Source organism: Duganella sacchari, assembly GCF_900143065.1.
In the GTDB taxonomy this organism is placed as follows: domain Bacteria; phylum Pseudomonadota; class Gammaproteobacteria; order Burkholderiales; family Burkholderiaceae_D; genus Rugamonas; species Rugamonas sacchari.
In genome coordinates this window covers 124,829-139,693 of the sequence record NZ_FRCX01000002.1, presented here as the reverse complement: position 1 = coordinate 139,693, position 14,865 = coordinate 124,829, and the positions used below count along the sequence as shown (strand labels likewise).

The 14,865-nt window shown below is 60.1% G+C and carries 17 protein-coding genes; 12 read left to right on the top strand and 5 right to left on the bottom strand.

What is annotated here, in order from left to right:
* Nucleotides 1–15 precede the first annotated feature (15 nt).
* From BUA36_RS04580 to BUA36_RS04565, 4 genes are all read left to right on the top strand, one after another.
* Nucleotides 16–708: a DUF4197 domain-containing protein gene (locus BUA36_RS04580; RefSeq protein WP_072781763.1), complete on the top strand. Its 693-nt coding sequence runs from the start codon at nucleotides 16–18 to the stop codon at nucleotides 706–708.
* A 101-nt stretch (nucleotides 709–809) separates the two neighbouring features.
* Complete coding sequence (locus BUA36_RS04575) at nucleotides 810–1,259, top strand: MarR family winged helix-turn-helix transcriptional regulator (protein WP_072781761.1); 450 nt, start codon at nucleotides 810–812, stop codon at nucleotides 1,257–1,259.
* The gene (locus tag BUA36_RS04570) at nucleotides 1,256–2,671 is read left to right on the top strand and encodes an MDR family MFS transporter (RefSeq protein ID WP_084559989.1); all 1,416 of its coding nucleotides are present in this window, start codon (nucleotides 1,256–1,258) and stop codon (nucleotides 2,669–2,671) included. Before BUA36_RS04575 ends, BUA36_RS04570 begins: the two co-directional genes overlap by 4 nt.
* A gap of 11 nt (nucleotides 2,672–2,682) precedes the next feature.
* Nucleotides 2,683–2,985 (top strand): hypothetical protein, encoded by a 303-nt coding sequence (locus BUA36_RS04565; RefSeq protein WP_072781759.1) that lies wholly within the window; start codon nucleotides 2,683–2,685, stop codon nucleotides 2,983–2,985.
* Here the strand turns inward: BUA36_RS04565 and BUA36_RS04560 are convergent.
* The 4 genes from BUA36_RS04560 to BUA36_RS04545 all read right to left on the bottom strand — a co-directional run bounded on the left by BUA36_RS04560 (nucleotide 2,982) and on the right by BUA36_RS04545 (nucleotide 7,714).
* Nucleotides 2,982–3,728 (bottom strand): AraC family transcriptional regulator, encoded by a 747-nt coding sequence (locus BUA36_RS04560; protein ID WP_072781757.1) that lies wholly within the window; start codon nucleotides 3,726–3,728, stop codon nucleotides 2,982–2,984. The two genes, BUA36_RS04565 and BUA36_RS04560, sit on opposite strands and share 4 nt — an antisense overlap.
* Nucleotides 3,729–3,775: 47 nt before the next feature.
* On the bottom strand, nucleotides 3,776–4,222 hold the full coding sequence (locus BUA36_RS04555) for an ester cyclase (RefSeq protein WP_072781755.1): 447 nt from the start codon (nucleotides 4,220–4,222) through the stop codon (nucleotides 3,776–3,778).
* A gap of 101 nt (nucleotides 4,223–4,323) precedes the next feature.
* On the bottom strand, nucleotides 4,324–5,925 hold the full coding sequence (locus tag BUA36_RS31505; RefSeq protein ID WP_072781753.1) for a methyl-accepting chemotaxis protein: 1,602 nt from the start codon (nucleotides 5,923–5,925) through the stop codon (nucleotides 4,324–4,326).
* Nucleotides 5,926–6,088: 163 nt separating this feature from the next.
* A complete protein-coding gene (locus tag BUA36_RS04545; RefSeq protein ID WP_208861864.1) occupies nucleotides 6,089–7,714 on the bottom strand; it encodes a 3-(methylthio)propionyl-CoA ligase in 1,626 nt (541 codons plus the stop codon).
* 219 nt (nucleotides 7,715–7,933) lie between these two features.
* Here BUA36_RS04545 and BUA36_RS04540 point away from each other — a divergent pair, with 219 nt between their 5' ends.
* The 7 genes from BUA36_RS04540 (at nucleotide 7,934) to BUA36_RS04510 (ending at nucleotide 13,177) form a co-directional block, all read left to right on the top strand.
* Nucleotides 7,934–9,325 carry a protein adenylyltransferase SelO gene (locus BUA36_RS04540; RefSeq protein WP_371851424.1) on the top strand — a complete coding sequence of 464 codons (1,392 nt, stop codon included), beginning with the start codon at nucleotides 7,934–7,936 and terminating at the stop codon, nucleotides 9,323–9,325.
* Between the two features lie 14 nt (nucleotides 9,326–9,339).
* Nucleotides 9,340–9,738, top strand: a complete 399-nt coding sequence (gene msrB / locus BUA36_RS04535) for a peptide-methionine (R)-S-oxide reductase MsrB (protein WP_072781746.1) — start codon at nucleotides 9,340–9,342, stop codon at nucleotides 9,736–9,738.
* A 9-nt stretch (nucleotides 9,739–9,747) separates the two neighbouring features.
* Nucleotides 9,748–10,377: a septation protein A gene (locus BUA36_RS04530; RefSeq protein WP_072781744.1), complete on the top strand. Its 630-nt coding sequence runs from the start codon at nucleotides 9,748–9,750 to the stop codon at nucleotides 10,375–10,377.
* The gene (locus BUA36_RS04525) at nucleotides 10,374–10,655 is read left to right on the top strand and encodes a BolA family protein (protein ID WP_072781742.1); all 282 of its coding nucleotides are present in this window, start codon (nucleotides 10,374–10,376) and stop codon (nucleotides 10,653–10,655) included. The genes BUA36_RS04530 and BUA36_RS04525 overlap by 4 nt, the downstream gene beginning before the upstream one ends.
* A 120-nt stretch (nucleotides 10,656–10,775) precedes the next feature.
* A complete protein-coding gene (locus tag BUA36_RS04520; RefSeq protein WP_072781740.1) occupies nucleotides 10,776–11,552 on the top strand; it encodes a peptidylprolyl isomerase in 777 nt (258 codons plus the stop codon).
* A 92-nt stretch (nucleotides 11,553–11,644) separates the two neighbouring features.
* Nucleotides 11,645–12,424 carry a peptidylprolyl isomerase gene (locus BUA36_RS04515; protein ID WP_072781738.1) on the top strand — a complete coding sequence of 260 codons (780 nt, stop codon included), beginning with the start codon at nucleotides 11,645–11,647 and terminating at the stop codon, nucleotides 12,422–12,424.
* 93 nt (nucleotides 12,425–12,517) lie between these two features.
* Nucleotides 12,518–13,177, top strand: a complete 660-nt coding sequence (locus BUA36_RS04510) for a DNA alkylation repair protein (RefSeq protein ID WP_072781736.1) — start codon at nucleotides 12,518–12,520, stop codon at nucleotides 13,175–13,177.
* On the opposite strand, the gene BUA36_RS04505 is transcribed toward BUA36_RS04510, so the two are convergent.
* Nucleotides 13,136–14,197 (bottom strand): AraC family transcriptional regulator, encoded by a 1,062-nt coding sequence (locus BUA36_RS04505; protein WP_084559988.1) that lies wholly within the window; start codon nucleotides 14,195–14,197, stop codon nucleotides 13,136–13,138. The genes BUA36_RS04510 and BUA36_RS04505 overlap by 42 nt on opposite strands.
* 29 nt (nucleotides 14,198–14,226) lie before the next feature.
* Between BUA36_RS04505 and BUA36_RS04500 the strand changes: the two genes are divergently transcribed.
* Nucleotides 14,227–14,862 carry an AF_1327 family membrane protein gene (locus BUA36_RS04500; protein ID WP_072781734.1) on the top strand — a complete coding sequence of 212 codons (636 nt, stop codon included), beginning with the start codon at nucleotides 14,227–14,229 and terminating at the stop codon, nucleotides 14,860–14,862.
* Nucleotides 14,863–14,865 lie beyond the last annotated feature (3 nt).

Sequence of the window (14,865 nt, the reverse complement as noted above, 5' to 3'; positions counted from 1 at the left end):
CCTGGAGGTCCACCCATGCAGATATCCCGTCGTTCCATCGCCGTATTGATTCCTCTGAGCGTGCTGGCGGCCAGCGCCTTTGCGCTGTCGCTGGACGATCTCACCAACAAGGACGCTTCCGGCGGCCTCAAAGCAGCGCTGGAAACCGGCTCCAGTCAGGCCGTCAGCAAACTCGGCGCCGACGGTGGTTTCCTCAACAACGACAAGGTGCGCATCCCGCTGCCCAAGATACTGGAACAGGCGCGCCCGATTCTCAAAATGACGGGCAAAGGCCAGCAGCTGGATGACCTGGTGGTGCAGATGAACCATGCGGCCGAAGCGGCCGTGCCCATGGCCAAGCCGCTGCTGCTGGAGGCGGTCAAGTCGATGACCGTGACCGACGCCAAGAACATCCTGACCGGCGGCGAGACCTCGGTCACCGATTTCTTCCGCGGTAAAACCCAGGACAAGCTGGCCGTGCAATTCCTGCCGGTGGTGAAAAAAGTCACCGACAAATCCGGCCTGGCCACCAAATACAATGCGGCCATGAACCTGGCGCCGAAAATCGGCGTGATCGCCAAGGACCAGGCCACGGTGGAAGGCTATGTCACGCAGCGCGCGCTGGACGGCCTGTACACCATGATCGCCGAAGAGGAAAAAGCCATCCGCGCCGACCCGCTGGGCACGGGCAGCAAGTTGATTGGCAAGGTGTTTGGCGCCCTCAAATAAGCCTGCTTCCTCCCCTGCCCGGTTCGCCGGGCTTTTTTTCATCTTGAATTCCAGCCAGGCGTGGCTTAATATAGATAGGTAGCCTACCTATATTTATTGCCATGAGTCCTGAAAAACCCATCCCCCAGCATGCGATCGCGCTCGCCGACGAGCTGCGGGTCGCGCTGCACCATGTGTTCCGCCGCATCCGCCAGGAAAGCGACAACGATCCCTCCGGCCTGACCTTGCAGCAGAAAATGCTGCTGTCCACCATCAGCCTGCATCCTGGCATCGGCGTGGCGGAGCTGGCGCGCATGGAAAAACTGCGTGGTCCGACCATGAGCGGCCATATCAAGGCGCTGGAGGCGCTCGACCTGGTGCGCCGCGACGCGCCCGATCCAGAAGACCGGCGCCGCAGCGGCCTGCTGCTGACCAAACACGGCACCACCGTGCTGGAAGACATCCGCACCCGCCGCCGGGACTGGCTGGCCCGCAAACTCGCGCAACTGCCGCCGGAAGGCGCAGCGGCGCTCCGCAACGCTTTGGTTTATCTGAATGAGATTGGCGAATGACGACGATGCAAAACCCCACCCAAATCCGGAATATCTACATGGGCCTGGTCATCATGATCGGCCTCTCCGCGCTGGACCAGAGCATCGTGGCCACCGCGCTGCCGCGCATCGTGTCGGAACTGGGCGGCATGGCCCACCTGTCGTGGGTAATAACGGCCTATGTGCTGGCCTCCACCGCCACCATGCCGCTGTACGGCAAACTCAGCGACCAGTACGGCCGCAAACCGCTGCTGTACGCGGCCATCATCCTGTTCCTGACGGGTTCGGCGCTGTGCGGCCTGGCGCAAAGCATGACGCAGCTGATTGTGTTCCGCGCCATTCAGGGCCTGGGCGCGGGCGGCTTTTTGCCGCTGGCGCAAATCGTCATCGGCGACCTGATTCCACCGGCTGAACGCGGCAAGCGCCAGGGCAGCATCGCGGCCGTGTATGCGGCCACCAGCGTCATCGGCCCCGTGCTGGGCGGCTTGATGACGGACTGGCTGTCGTGGCATTCGATTTTCTACATCAACCTGCCGATCGGTGCGGTGGCCGTGTACGTGATCGGCAAATACATGCACGACGACAAACCGCACCATGCCCACAAGATCGATTATCTGGGCTCGGTGCTGCTGACGGGCGCGGTGACGTCGGCGCTGCTGGTGCTGGCGCTGGGTGGTACCGAATGGCGATGGGACGGTCATCAGGTCAAGGAACTGGGCGCGCTGGCGCTGGTACTGGCCATCGCGCTGCTGTTCCACGTGCGCCGCGTGCCGGAACCGGTGCTGCCACCAGACCTGTTTGACAACCGCGTGTTCAACGTCGCCAGCGTGGTGCTGGCGCTGACTTTCGTCGGCATGATGGGTTCCAGCGTGTTCTTCCCGCTGCTGTTCCAGATGGTGATGGGGGTCAGCCCGGCCAATTCCGGCCTGCTGACCATGCCGATGATGGTGGGCCTGGTGCTGTCATCCACGCTGAACGGCCGCGTGCTGCTGAAATCCAGCGGCCGCTACAAGCCGGCGCAAATCCTGGGCCTGAGCCTGGCCACCTTGTCGTTTGCCACGCTGTCCTGGGGCATCGCGCATGCGGCCAGCTTTGGCCTGCTGGAACCGGCCATCTTTGTGCTCGGCGCCGGCCTGGGTCTCGTGATGCCGAACATGACGATGGCGGTACAGAACGCCCTGCCCGCCACGCGCCGCGGCGTCGGTACCGCCATGCTGGGCTTCTTCCGCTCGCTGGGCGGCCTGATCGGCGTGACCGGCTCCGGTGCGATCCTGGCGATGCAGCTGCACGGCCAGGCCGCCAACCCAGATCTGTACCGCCACGCGCTGGCCATCATCTTCAGCGCTGGCACGGTGCTGGTGGGACTCGGGCTGCTGATGCTGTTCTGGCTGCCCGAACTGCCGCTGGCACATCACACCAACGCGAAACAATAAGGAAAGCCGCCATGCACGCCTTTGCTCATTTCTTTACCGGCGCATTCCTGTGCAACGCCCTGCCACACCTGGCGGCTGGCCTGCAGGGCAAGCGCTTTCCGACGCCGTTTGCGAGGCCGCGCGGCGTCGGCCATTCGTCCGCTGTACTCAACGTGCTGCGGGGCTTCTTCAATCTGCTGACCGGCCTGGCGCTGTTGACGGCATGGCCGGTGCAACCTGGTGTGACGCTGGAGTTTGGCATCACGGTGCTCGGTGCGCTAGCGCTGGGGCTCTATCTGGCGCGGCACTTCGCCAAAAACGCTGTCCCGGCTTAACCTAGCCGCCGCCGATATTGTGTCGGCGTTTCGCCCATGACCTGACGGAAGGCCTGCGCAAACAGGCTGGCGCTGGAAAAGCCCGTTTCGTGGGCAATCTGGACCACCTGGTCGCGCGACATCGCCAGCCGCTCCGTGGCTTTGACGACACGTGCGCGCTGCACGAACTCCGACCAGCTCATGCTGAATTCTTCGGCGAAGCGCCGTGACAAGGTACGCTCGGACGTGATGGCTGCTCTGGCCACGTCCGAAAAACTCAACACCTCGCCGAGATGGGCCAGCGTATAGCTCACTGCGCGATCCAGCTCCGCCGTGCGGGCACGCGGAAACCACAGGTCTTCGACGCAAGCGGCAGCTTCGCCAACGACGCCTGCCAAGGCGGTCAGAAACGGTTGCGAGCTTTGATCCGATGCCGCCTGCTGCGCATCCCAGCGGGTCGCGTATTGGATCATTTTCGCGATCAACGGCGTGACCCGGAATACCTGGCAGGGCAGCGAAGGCTGTGCCACGCATCCGGGCGCGAACAGCACCGACGCCGAAGTGGCGGCGGCATTGCTGCGAATGCGGATCGGCGTGCCCGCCGAAATCAGCGCCGCCCGGTGCGGTGGCAGCAGCCAGCTGCGCTGCTCAACGTCCAGGTGGAAGGCGCCAGCGGAGGCATACAGCAGGTAAGTCTGCCCGAAAATGCGCTCACCGGTATCAAAGGGTTCGTCGAACCGCTTGGGGTAAGCGAAGGAAATCATGGCGCCTCATTGGAGAATGTCGGCGGATTATACGTCACGCCGACGGCCTATTTCACCGCGCAGGCGCCAGCCACCACCAGTTCCGGCTGCAATTGCCGCAGCAGGCTGGCGGTATCGAACAACGCCCAATGCTCGACGATGCGGCCGTCGGCAATCCGGAAGGTGCGGTATTGCGTCACCTCGATAGCCTTGCCGGTGGCGGCGATGTCGCGAAACTGGCCGCTGTGGCGGGCCTGGACCCTGAGCTGAAGCATCACCATGTCGCCCTGTGCCACGCACTGTTCCACCCTGTGCGCGGCGCCGCTGAAGGCGGCAGAAAAGACCCGCACCATATTCCCATGGCCACTACTGTCGTGGGGTGTGTAGGCATGGTCGACAAACCCGGCGCCGACGTAGTGATCGATCAGCTCTGGATTGCCGTCGACCCAAACGGCCTGCATGAAATCGGTGACGAGGCTAACGTTGGCGTCCAGCGGTGGCGTGATGGCGGGCATGGCTTTCTTTCATGTGAGTCGGGAGAGGGACTTCATGATAGAAAATGGCACCCGGAGCCGATAGGCCCTGGATGCCAAATGCTGTCGGTTTTACGCCAATCTTAGTTGGTCAGCGCCAGCGTTGGGCGACGCAGCGCTGTACGCATGCCGATGCGTGGCGTGCTATCGAGCTTGAAGGTGCTGACCATTTCTTCCAGCTGCGCGGCCTGCTCCTGCATGGCGTTGGCGGCTGCGGCGGCTTCCTCCACCAGCGCGGCGTTCTGCTGCGTCACTTCATCCATCGAGACGATGGCCTGGTTGATCTGGTTGATGCCTTCGCTTTGCTCTTCGCCGGCCACCATGATTTCGGTCATGATGCTGGTGACGCGCTCCACGCCGCTGACGATATCGCCCATCGTGGCGCCGGCCTTGTCCACCAGCGCCGTGCCCGCGTCAACCTGTTCCACGGACGCGGTAATCAGCTCCTTGATCTCCTTGGCTGCGGCGGCCGAACGCTGGGCCAGATTGCGCACCTCGGTCGCCACCACGGCAAAGCCGCGCCCCTGCTCGCCAGCGCGCGCCGCTTCCACTGCCGCATTGAGCGCCAGGATATTGGTCTGGAAGGCGATGCCATCGATCACGCCAATGATGTCGGCAATCTTGCGCGACGAATTGTTGATGCTACCCATGGTATATACCACTTGCGACACCAACTGGCCGCCCTTGCCCGCCACGTCCTGCGCGCTCAGCGCCAACTGGTTGGCTTGACGGGCGTTGTCGGCGTTCTGGCGTACCGTCGAGGTCAGCTCTTCCAGCGACGACGCGGTTTCTTCGAGTGCCGCAGCCTGATTCTCGGTACGGCGCGACAGGTCGAGATTGCCGGCTGCGATTTCCGCGCTGGCAGTCGCGATGGCACTGCTGCCGTGACGGATGCTGCTCACGGTGTTGGACATCTGGTCCTGCATTTTAATCAGGCCCTGCATCAGGCGGCCCATTTCGTCGTGGCGCTCAATGCGGATCTGGTTCGCCAGGTTGCCGCTTGCGATCTGGTCAAAGTGGCCCAGTGCGTGCTCCAGCGGGCGCAGGATGGCGCGCAGCAGGCGTACGCTGGAAATCACAATCAGCACTGCGCCCACCAGCAGAATCACGGTAAAGCCTTTGGTAAAGCCGGAGAAGAAGGACTGGCTGTCGTCGTAATGCACCTTGGCGGAGTCCATCTGGAACGCTTCCAGCTTGTTGGAGGCCGCATCGAATACGCCAAACTGCGCCGACAGGGTCTTCATCGACAGCGTGTCGATTTTTTCCATGTCCTGGGCCCGCAGCGCCGCCATCAGGGCGCGCATTTCATTCACGTACAGCGTGCGTTTGGCATCGAGGTCGGCTGCCAGTTCTTTTTCGCCTTCGCCCAGCGGCAGCGCCAGATAAGCCTTCCAGGCCTGGTTGGAATCCGTAATGAAGCCTTCGGCGCGGCTCAGGGTCTTGTCCAGATCAGGGGCGTCCGGGTGGAACACGCCGCGGTCGATCACAAAGCGCGAGCGGTTCAGGAAATTCTTGGCATTGGTCAGCGTGACGGTCGAGGCCATCTGGTTGGTGTACACGTCTTTCAGCGAGTAATTGACGGTGTTCATGCCGTAGATGCTGAGGCCGCCGAGGAACAGCATCAACGCGCCGAGGAAGGACAGGCTGGCGATTAAGCGCGTTCGTATCGTTATATTTTTAAACATCTTTATCTCTCCGTTTACTCACAAATGATTCCATATGGCAATAATGTAAAGGCAAATTAGTTCGCAGTCAAAACATTTATCCCTGAATTAAACGGTTTTCCGATAGCTAAAAACAAAAGCCCCGGCACGTGGCCGGGGCTGGATTGCGGCGTAACGATGGGGCTTATGTGGTGGGCAGCACGTAGTTGCGGTACTGCTCGCGCAGCTTGTTTTTCTGGATCTTGCCGGTGCCGCCGACGGGCAAGGCATCGGCAAACACCACATCATCCGGCAACCACCACTTGGCGACCTTGCCGTCAAAATGGGCCAGCAACTGCTCCCGGCTGACCTCCTGGCCGGGCTTGCGCACCACCACGAGCAGCGGACGTTCGTCCCACTTTGGGTGGAATACGCCGATGCAGGCGGCCTGCATCACGGCCGGATGCGACATGGCGATGTTTTCCAGGTCTATGGTGCCGATCCACTCGCCGCCAGATTTGATGACATCCTTGGCGCGGTCGGTGATCTGCATGAACCCGTCCGCATCGATGGTGGCGACGTCGCCGGTCGGGAACCAGCCGTCTTCCAGCACATCGCCGCCCTCGCCTTTGAAGTAGCTGGCGATAATCCAGGGGCCTTTGACCAGCAGGCTGCCGCTGGTCACGCCATCCCATGGCAACTCCTCGCCCAATTCGTCCACGATCTTCATATCGACACCGTAGATGGCATGGCCTTGCTTTTGCAGGATCTGGCGCTGCGCCGCTTTCGGCAGTTCCAGGTGCTTGCTCAGCAAGCCGCCTGTCGTGCCCAGCGGCGACATCTCCGTCATGCCCCAGCCGTGGATGACCTGCACATCAAACTCGTCAATGAGCGTGTTCATCATCGCTGGCGGACAGGCCGAACCGCCGATGACCGTGCGGTGGAAGGTGGAGAATTTCAGCTGGTGCTGCATGGCGTAGTTGATCAGGCCCAGCCAGACGGTGGGCACGCCCGCCGAGAAGGTGACCTTTTCCTGTTCCATGAGCTCGTAGACGGACTTGCCGTCCAGCGCCGGGCCGGGAAATACCATCTTGGCGCCCGACAGCGGCACGGAATACGGCAAGCCCCAGGCATTCACATGGAACATGGGCACGACCGGCATCACGGAGTCGCGCGACGACACGTTCAGCACATTGGGCAAGGCCGAGGCATACGCATGCAGTACCGTCGAACGGTGCGAATACAAGGCGCCTTTGGGATTGCCGGTGGTGCCGGATGTGTAACACAGTGTCGCAGCGGCGTGCTCATCAAACGTCGGCCAGGTGTAGTCCGGTGATTGCGCGGCCAGCAGATCTTCGTAGCACAGCAGGTTGGGAATATTGGTCTGCGCCGGCATGCGGTCGGCCGCGCCCAGCAGCACGAAGCCTTTCACGGTCTTGCAGTGCGGCGCGATGGCCTCCACCAGCGGCAGGAAGCAGAAATCAAACAGCAGATACTGGTCTTCCGCGTGGTTGCAGATGTAGGCCAGTTGTTCGGGATGCAGGCGTGGGTTGATGGTATGCAGCACGGCGCCACTACCGGAGACGGCGTAGTAGGCTTCCAGGTGACGGTAGCCGTTCCACGCCAGCGTGGCCACGCGTTCGCCCATTTGCAGGCCAAGCGCCTGCAGCGCCTTGGCCAGCTGTTTGGCGCGCTGCGCACAGTCGCGGAAAGTGTAGCGGTGCAGGTCGCCTTCCACGCGCTGCGAGACGATCTCGCTGTTGGCGTAATGGCGCGCGGCAAATTCGAGGATGCCTGAAATCAGCAACGGCTGATCCATCATCTGGCCCATGAGCATGCAAGGTCTCCGTTTCGTCGTAGTTTGGATGGTCCGAGTGTGGTGCGCCGTTGCGCAGAGCGTCAACGGATTTCGATGCTGCACCGCCGCATCGCCAGCCTGCGGTAAAATTCCGGGCTAGCTTATTCTGAATGGGAACACATCATCACTGCCGCCAAACTGCCGCTGGACAATTCCTTCGCGTCCTTGCCGCCTGCGTTCTACACCCGTTTGATGCCGACCCCGCTGCCCGCACCGTATCTGGTGAGCGTCAGCGCCCCGGCTGCGGAGCTGATCGGCCTGACGCCGGCGCAAGTCGCCGACGGCCTGGATATCCTGATCGGCAACGCCGTGCCGGAGCGCGCACTGCCGCTGGCCGCCGTGTATTCGGGCCACCAGTTTGGCGTGTGGGCCGGCCAGCTGGGCGACGGCCGCGCCATCCTGTTTGGCGAGGTCGCGACGCCACAAGGTCCGCTCGAGTTGCAATGGAAAGGCGCCGGCCTGACGCCATACTCGCGCATGGGCGATGGCCGCGCGGTGCTGCGCTCGTCAATCCGCGAATTCCTGTGTTCGGAAGCCATGCAGGCGCTCGGCATCCCGACGTCGCGCGCGCTGTCGGTGGCGGGTTCCGACCAGGGCGTGGTGCGCGAAACCATTGAAACCTCGGCCGTGGTAGTACGCATGGCGCCCAGTTTCATCCGCTTCGGCTCCTTCGAGCACTGGTACTACCGCAAGAAAAACGACGAACTCAAGGTGCTGGCCGATTACGTCATCGACCGCCACTATCCGGCGCTGCGCAGCGCGGAAAACCCGTATGCCGCCCTGCTGGAAGAAGTCACGCGCCGCACGGCGCACATGATCGCGCACTGGCAGGCGGTGGGTTTCATGCACGGCGTGATGAACACCGACAATATGTCCATCCTGGGCCTGACGCTGGATTACGGCCCCTACGGCTTCATGGAAGCATTTGATGCCAACCACATCTGCAACCACACCGACCAGCAAGGCCGCTACTCCTACGCCAACCAGCCGCAGATCGGCCACTGGAACTGCTACGCACTGGCGCAAGCGCTGCTGCCGCTGATCGGCGAAGTCGAGCCGACCCAGGCCGCATTGGACGTCTATCAGCCCGCGTTCGCCGCCAAAATGGACGAGTTGCTGCACGACAAACTGGGTCTGACCATGCTGGACGAGCACCTGGACGCCGACCGCACACTGTTTGACGATATGTTTGCGATGCTGCCCGGCGTCGATTTCACGCTGTTCTTCCGCCGCCTGAGCGGCGTGCGCGCAGCCGATGCCAGCGGCGACGAGCCGCTGCGCGACCTGTTCATCGACCGGGCCGCGTTCGACGCATGGGCGCAACGCTACCGCACCCGCCTGCGCGCCGAAGCCAGCGACGACAGCGCGCGCGCGCTTGTGATGAATCAGGTCAACCCCAAATATGTGCTGCGAAACTACTTGGCCCAAGTGGCCATTGAAAAAGCGCAGAATAAGGACTTTTCCGAGGTGGAACGCCTGCTGGCCGTGTTGCAGCGTCCCTACGACGAACAGCCCGAACATGAGCACTATGCCGCCTTGCCGCCGGACTGGGCAAGCCAACTGGAAGTCAGCTGTTCCTCTTAAGCGAGTACTAAGCCATGAGCAATAAAGTCACCAAACCCGACGCCGAATGGCGCGCCCAACTGGACCCGATGGAATATCAAGTGACCCGGCATGCGGCCACCGAGCGCGCATTCACCGGCAAGTTCTGGGATCATCACGAACCCGGTATTTACACCTGCGTGTGCTGCAACACGCCGTTGTTCCGTTCCGACACCAAATTTGACTCCGGCTGCGGCTGGCCCAGCTATTTCGAGCCCATCGACCCGGCCAATGTCATCGAGAAAGTCGACCGTTCCCATGGTATGCTGAGAACGGAGACCATCTGTGCCGTGTGCGACGCCCACCTCGGCCATGTATTCCCGGACGGCCCGCCGCCGACCGGACTGCGTTACTGCATCAACTCGGCGTCCCTGCGCTTTGACCCACAAGACTAATAAGACATCATGAAATTCCTGTTCGACTTTATCCCGGTACTACTGTTTTTTGCAGCCTACAAACTGACTGGCTTGAATGCCGATGCGGCTCAGCATTTCATCAACACTTACCTGAGCGGCATGATTTCCGGTGGCTCCGTCACGCCGGAGCAATCGCCTATCGTCATTGCGACCCTGGTCGGTATTCTGGCCACCATGGCGCAAATTGGCTGGATCAAGCTGCGCGGCCGGAAGGTTGACGGGATTTTGTGGCTGTCGCTGGGCATGTTCGTCGTGTTCGGCGGCTTGACCATTTACCTGCACGATGAAGACTTCATCAAATGGAAGCTCAGTATCGTGTATTGGCTGCTGGCGGCCGTGCTGCTGGTCAGCGACCTGGTGTTTAAAAAGAACCTGATGCGCAAATCGATGGGCGAGATCATTGAATTGCCGGAGCAGATCTGGACCCGCCTGAATCTGGCCTGGATCGGTTTCTTTGTGTTTATGGGCGCATTGAATTGGTATCTGGCCTTTGTGCTTTTCAAAGGCAATACCAACGCCTGGGTCAACTTTAAAGCGTTTGGCGCCACCGCTATCATGTTTGTATTTATCGTGGCGCAAACGGTTTATTTGTCGCGTCATATCAAGGACCAGGCATGAACCCGATTCAGGATACCCGCCTGGAGCGCATGCGCGCCCGCTTTATCGACAAACTCAATCCTGTGGAACTGGTGCTCGATGACGACTCCGCCGCCCACGCCGGCCATGCCGGCGCGGCGTCCGGTGGTGGCCATTACAACGTTAGAATTGTTTCGTTACAATTCGAAGGGCTTAAACTCGTCACGAGACATCGACTCGTGTATGATTCCGTGCACGATATGATGCATAAAGAAATTCATGCATTGGCCATTACCGCATTGGCTCCGTCCGAAGTATGATGTAGCGCTTGGAACGGTGAGGCTGCTATCGGCTTTTAAAATAATTGAAGACAAAGACAGATAGTTAGTCCAACCCCATCCGAGTACCTCGCTAAACTTTCCCTATTACAGGAATTAATAATGACTTTCAAGCCAGCCAAGTTGCTGATTGCACTTCTCGTTGTCGCTGTTCCAGCTTTTGCGCAAAACGTTGCCGTTGTTAATGGCAAGGCTATTCCAACTTCGCGCGTGGACGCGGTCGTCAAACAAGTCGTGGCCCAGGGCCAGCAGCCTGATTCCCCACAACTGCGCGATCTGATCAAGAAAGACCTGATCGGCCGCGAAGTCATGATGCAGGAAGCGGAAAAGCAAGGTTACGCCAAGAACGCCGACGTCAAGACCGCGCTCGAGAACGCCCGTCAGGCCATCATGATCAACGCCATGGTTGCTGATTACGTCAAGAAAAACCCGGTATCGGATGCGGAAATCAAGGCCGAATACGACCGCTTTGTTGCCCAGGCTGGCGACAAGGAATACCACGTGCGCCACATCCTGCTGGGCACCGAAGCCGAAGCCAACGACGTGATCGCCAAGATCAAGGGCGGCGCCAAGTTTGAAGACCTGGCCAAGCAGTCGAAAGACACCGGCTCGGCAGCCAATGGCGGCGACCTGGACTGGGCTTCGCCTTCATCCTTCCCACCAGTGTTCTCGCAAGCCTTCGTGGCCCTGCAAAAAGGCCAGGTTACCGAGAAGCCAGTGCAAACCCCTAACGGTTTCCACGTGATCAAAGTGGACGATATCCGTGCCGCCAAACTGCCAACCCTGGAAGAAGTGAAGCCACAAGTGGCCGAAGCACTGACCCAGAAGAAACTGCAAGCTTACCAAGAAGAACTGGTCAAGAAAGCAAAAGTGCAGTAATGTTATGAAAGGCGGCGCCCTGCGGGGCGCCGTTTTTGATTCAGCGTTGGTATCATGCGCCCTTAGCGTGTACTTTTTATAGGATTTAAATAATGATGTTGAAACCAGCCCGCCTGTTGTTAGCACTGATCGCTGTCGCTGCAGCACCAGCATTCGCGCAGAACGTCGCGACCGTCAATGGCAAGGCTATTCCTGCCGCCAAGGTTGATCAAATGGTTAAGCAAGTCGTTGCGCAAGGCCAGCAGCCTGATTCGCCGCAACTGCGCGACATGGTGAAAAAAGAACTGATCGGCCGTGAAGTATTGCTGCAGGAAGCGGATAAACAAGGCTACGGTAAAAAGCCTGAGGTCAATGCCGCAATCGACAATGCCCGTCAAAGCATTATCATCAATGCGATGCTGGCTGATTATGTGAAAAAGAATCCAATCAAAGACGCTGATATTCAGGCTGAGCTGGATAAATATAAAGCGGCAGTTGGCCCAACCGAATATCACTCGCGTCATATTCTGGTAGCGACCGAACAGGAAGCCAAGGATATTATCGCCAAGCTCAAAGGCGGCGCCAAATTCGAAGACCTGGCCAAAGCATCGAAAGATCCAGGTTCGGGCGCCAATGGCGGCGATCTGGGCTGGATGTCCCCAGGCAAACTGGTCAAGCCATTCGCCGATGCCATGGTGGCACTGAAAAACGGTGAAACCACCCAGACCCCGGTCAAATCGGAATTCGGCTACCACGTGATCCGCCTGGAAGAATCGCGTCCAACCAAGTTCCCAACCCTGGACGAAGCACGCGGCCAGATCAGTGAAGGCCTGATGCAGCGTAAGATCGCCGCATACCGCGAAGAACTGATGAAGAAAGCCAAGATCCAGTAAGCTGGATTCCGGCAGCAAGAAGCGCCTGTATGCAGGCGCTTTTTTTACGTCTTGTTCACACTGACAAATGGCTTGAACGCGCCAACTACTAGCATGAAACCGGACTTTCTGACCAACGTAGCAATCGCCCTTGCCTCGGAGGCCGATCCCGCCCGCGCACCCGCCATGCGCGCCTACATGCGCGACCAGTTCGACTTCATTGGCGTCGGCACGCCGCAGCGCCGGGCAAGCTGCAGGAGTTTGCTCAAGGCCCTGAAAGGCAGCGGCACGCCAGCCCTGCTGGAACATGCCCGCGCACTCTGGGAATTACCGCAGCGCGAATATCAATACGTGGCGCTGGATATGCTGGCCATGCATTGGAAAGAATTAGATGCCGAATCCATACCCGCGTTAATGGCCTTGGCAAAGGATCAGTCCTGGTGGGACACGGTCGATACGCTGGCAGGAATTATCGGCGATGTTTTACGCCACCGGCATGATTATATGGACGAGGCGTTACGCGATCAGAATATGTGGATACGCCGCATCGCCTTATTGCACCAATTAGGTTGGCGTAATAAAACCGATCAAACACGCTTATTTGATTACGCCCTGGCCTTGGCACATGAAAAGGAATTCTTTATTCAAAAAGCCATCGGCTGGTCATTAAGGGATTATGCCCGTCATGCACCCGATGCGGTCCGCGCTTTCACATTAAGGGAACAAGCACGTTTAGCGCCGCTCAGTTTCCGCGAGGCCAACAAGCATCTTTAATCGTCTGGCGCGGGGAGTTTCTCCAGTCCATCTCATAAATGCACGATTAAATGCGCTTTGCTCGGAATAGCCTAAAAGCAGTGCGATTTCCGGCAATGTCAGACGTGTATCACGCAGATATTCTTGCGCCATTTTAAGGCGTACATCATCCAGCAATTGCTGGAAAGTCCAGCCGCCCTGCTCCAGCTTGCGGCGCAGCGTGCGGCCAGAAATATGCATCGCTGCGGCGACCGTGTCCAGCAGCGGTTCACCCTGCACGAGCGCGGCGGCAATCTGGCGTTGTAGCTGCGACGCCAGGTCCTGTTCGTCCGGCAACGCCGCCAGCAGTTCCTGAACCTGCCGCTCCAGCAGGGTTACCAACGCAGGATCAGGCTGGCGCAGCGGCTGCCCCGTCAGACCGGCGGGAAAGTCGATTCTGGTCGCCGCAGCATTGAACAGCACCTGGCAGCGGAACAATTGCGCATAAGGCGTCACGTCAGCTGGCGACGGCTCAACGAAATGGACCGCCAGCGGCGCGAGCGTGGGCACGCCAGTAATGTCACGGACAAACTGCACCATCGCCGCCATGCCGCACTGATTGACCAGCAAACCGACCTCGCGCGACGCTGCGCCCCACTCCAGCACCAGCCCGTCACTGCCCAAGGCATAACGTACCGGGCTGACGTCATGCACCAGGCGCTGATAACGGATGTAGCGCTCCAATGCCGGCAGTACGCTGCTGGATGCCAGCAGAACGTACCCTAGCGGTCCCAGATGTGCAGGCGTGATGCCCGCCCCGACACGCAGCCCCAGCGCGGGATCATCAAGCCGCTCGGCCGCATTCTCCAGCATGGCGCGCCACTGCGCTGCCGTACATCCCGACTGCGGCGTGCCGACCAGCGCCGTTTCGCCACGCGTGACAAGGTAGTCGGACAGCAGGCGGACATAGGCGGCAGGAATGGCGGCGGTGTAGCTCATGGCCTGAATTGTCAAAAAGCTGGCCATCATTGTCAAGCCAGCAATGCTGGCAATGGCTAGCATCGTGCCATTTCAACCACAGGAGTACGCACATGATTGCAGCATCAGCCGCGCAGGCACAGGACCTGGTCCGCAACCCATCCCATTTTCAGTGGTACGTCATCCCCCTGCTGTTGCTGGTCATCTACGCCTATGGCGAACAGGCTGCCGCCAGACGCTGGAATGTCGTGCTGGCCGGCCTGGCGTTCTGGCTGATGGACTGGGTGAACGAAATCTGGAATGGCCTGTTGTTCCACTTTTCCGGCGTCGCCCCGGCCTGGGCGACGCCGGGCGGCTCGGCCTATGTCATTCTGATCGGGCTCAACATCGAAATCTGCTTCATGTTCGCCATCATGGGCTTGTACGCGGCGCGTACGCTGCCGGCAGACCGTTCGCTCAGCATCGCCGGCATCAACAACCGTTGGGTACTGGCCGCAGTGAATTCCGTGCTCTGCGTGATTGTCGAATACGCGCTCAACAGCATCGGCGCGTTGACCTGGGAATGGCCAGCATGGAACCGCAGCGCACCGTGGCTGATCTGGCTGATCGGCTACCTGCCCTTCTTCCTGGTGGCGTACTGGGTGCATGACATGCCATCCCGGCCGCGCCAGATCGCCGTCGTCGCCACGCTGGGCATAGGCGTTGCGACGGCGCTGGCCGTGTTCGGCGGCATGCTGGGCTGGATATAAAAA

Bases quoted from the DNA above. Each gene is read 5' to 3' on its own strand.
- BUA36_RS31505 (WP_072781753.1), bottom strand. From the start codon at position 5,925: ATGTTTAAAAATATAACGATACGAACGCGCTTAATCGCCAGCCTGTCC.
- msrB (WP_072781746.1), top strand. From the start codon at position 9,340: ATGAGCAATAAAGTCACCAAACCCGACGCCGAATGGCGCGCCCAACTG.
- BUA36_RS04545 (WP_208861864.1), bottom strand. From the start codon at position 7,714: ATGGGCCAGATGATGGATCAGCCGTTGCTGATTTCAGGCATCCTCGAA.
- BUA36_RS04575 (WP_072781761.1), top strand. From the start codon at position 810: ATGAGTCCTGAAAAACCCATCCCCCAGCATGCGATCGCGCTCGCCGAC.
- BUA36_RS04555 (WP_072781755.1), bottom strand. From the start codon at position 4,222: ATGCCCGCCATCACGCCACCGCTGGACGCCAACGTTAGCCTCGTCACC.
- BUA36_RS04520 (WP_072781740.1), top strand. From the start codon at position 10,776: ATGACTTTCAAGCCAGCCAAGTTGCTGATTGCACTTCTCGTTGTCGCT.
- BUA36_RS04565 (WP_072781759.1), top strand. From the start codon at position 2,683: ATGCACGCCTTTGCTCATTTCTTTACCGGCGCATTCCTGTGCAACGCC.
- BUA36_RS04530 (WP_072781744.1), top strand. From the start codon at position 9,748: ATGAAATTCCTGTTCGACTTTATCCCGGTACTACTGTTTTTTGCAGCC.
- BUA36_RS04560 (WP_072781757.1), bottom strand. From the start codon at position 3,728: ATGATTTCCTTCGCTTACCCCAAGCGGTTCGACGAACCCTTTGATACC.
- BUA36_RS04505 (WP_084559988.1), bottom strand. From the start codon at position 14,197: ATGCTAGCCATTGCCAGCATTGCTGGCTTGACAATGATGGCCAGCTTT.
- BUA36_RS04540 (WP_371851424.1), top strand. From the start codon at position 7,934: ATGCCGACCCCGCTGCCCGCACCGTATCTGGTGAGCGTCAGCGCCCCG.
- BUA36_RS04515 (WP_072781738.1), top strand. From the start codon at position 11,645: ATGATGTTGAAACCAGCCCGCCTGTTGTTAGCACTGATCGCTGTCGCT.
- BUA36_RS04510 (WP_072781736.1), top strand. From the start codon at position 12,518: ATGAAACCGGACTTTCTGACCAACGTAGCAATCGCCCTTGCCTCGGAG.
- BUA36_RS04580 (WP_072781763.1), top strand. From the start codon at position 16: ATGCAGATATCCCGTCGTTCCATCGCCGTATTGATTCCTCTGAGCGTG.
- BUA36_RS04570 (WP_084559989.1), top strand. From the start codon at position 1,256: ATGACGACGATGCAAAACCCCACCCAAATCCGGAATATCTACATGGGC.
- BUA36_RS04525 (WP_072781742.1), top strand. From the start codon at position 10,374: ATGAACCCGATTCAGGATACCCGCCTGGAGCGCATGCGCGCCCGCTTT.
- BUA36_RS04500 (WP_072781734.1), top strand. From the start codon at position 14,227: ATGATTGCAGCATCAGCCGCGCAGGCACAGGACCTGGTCCGCAACCCA.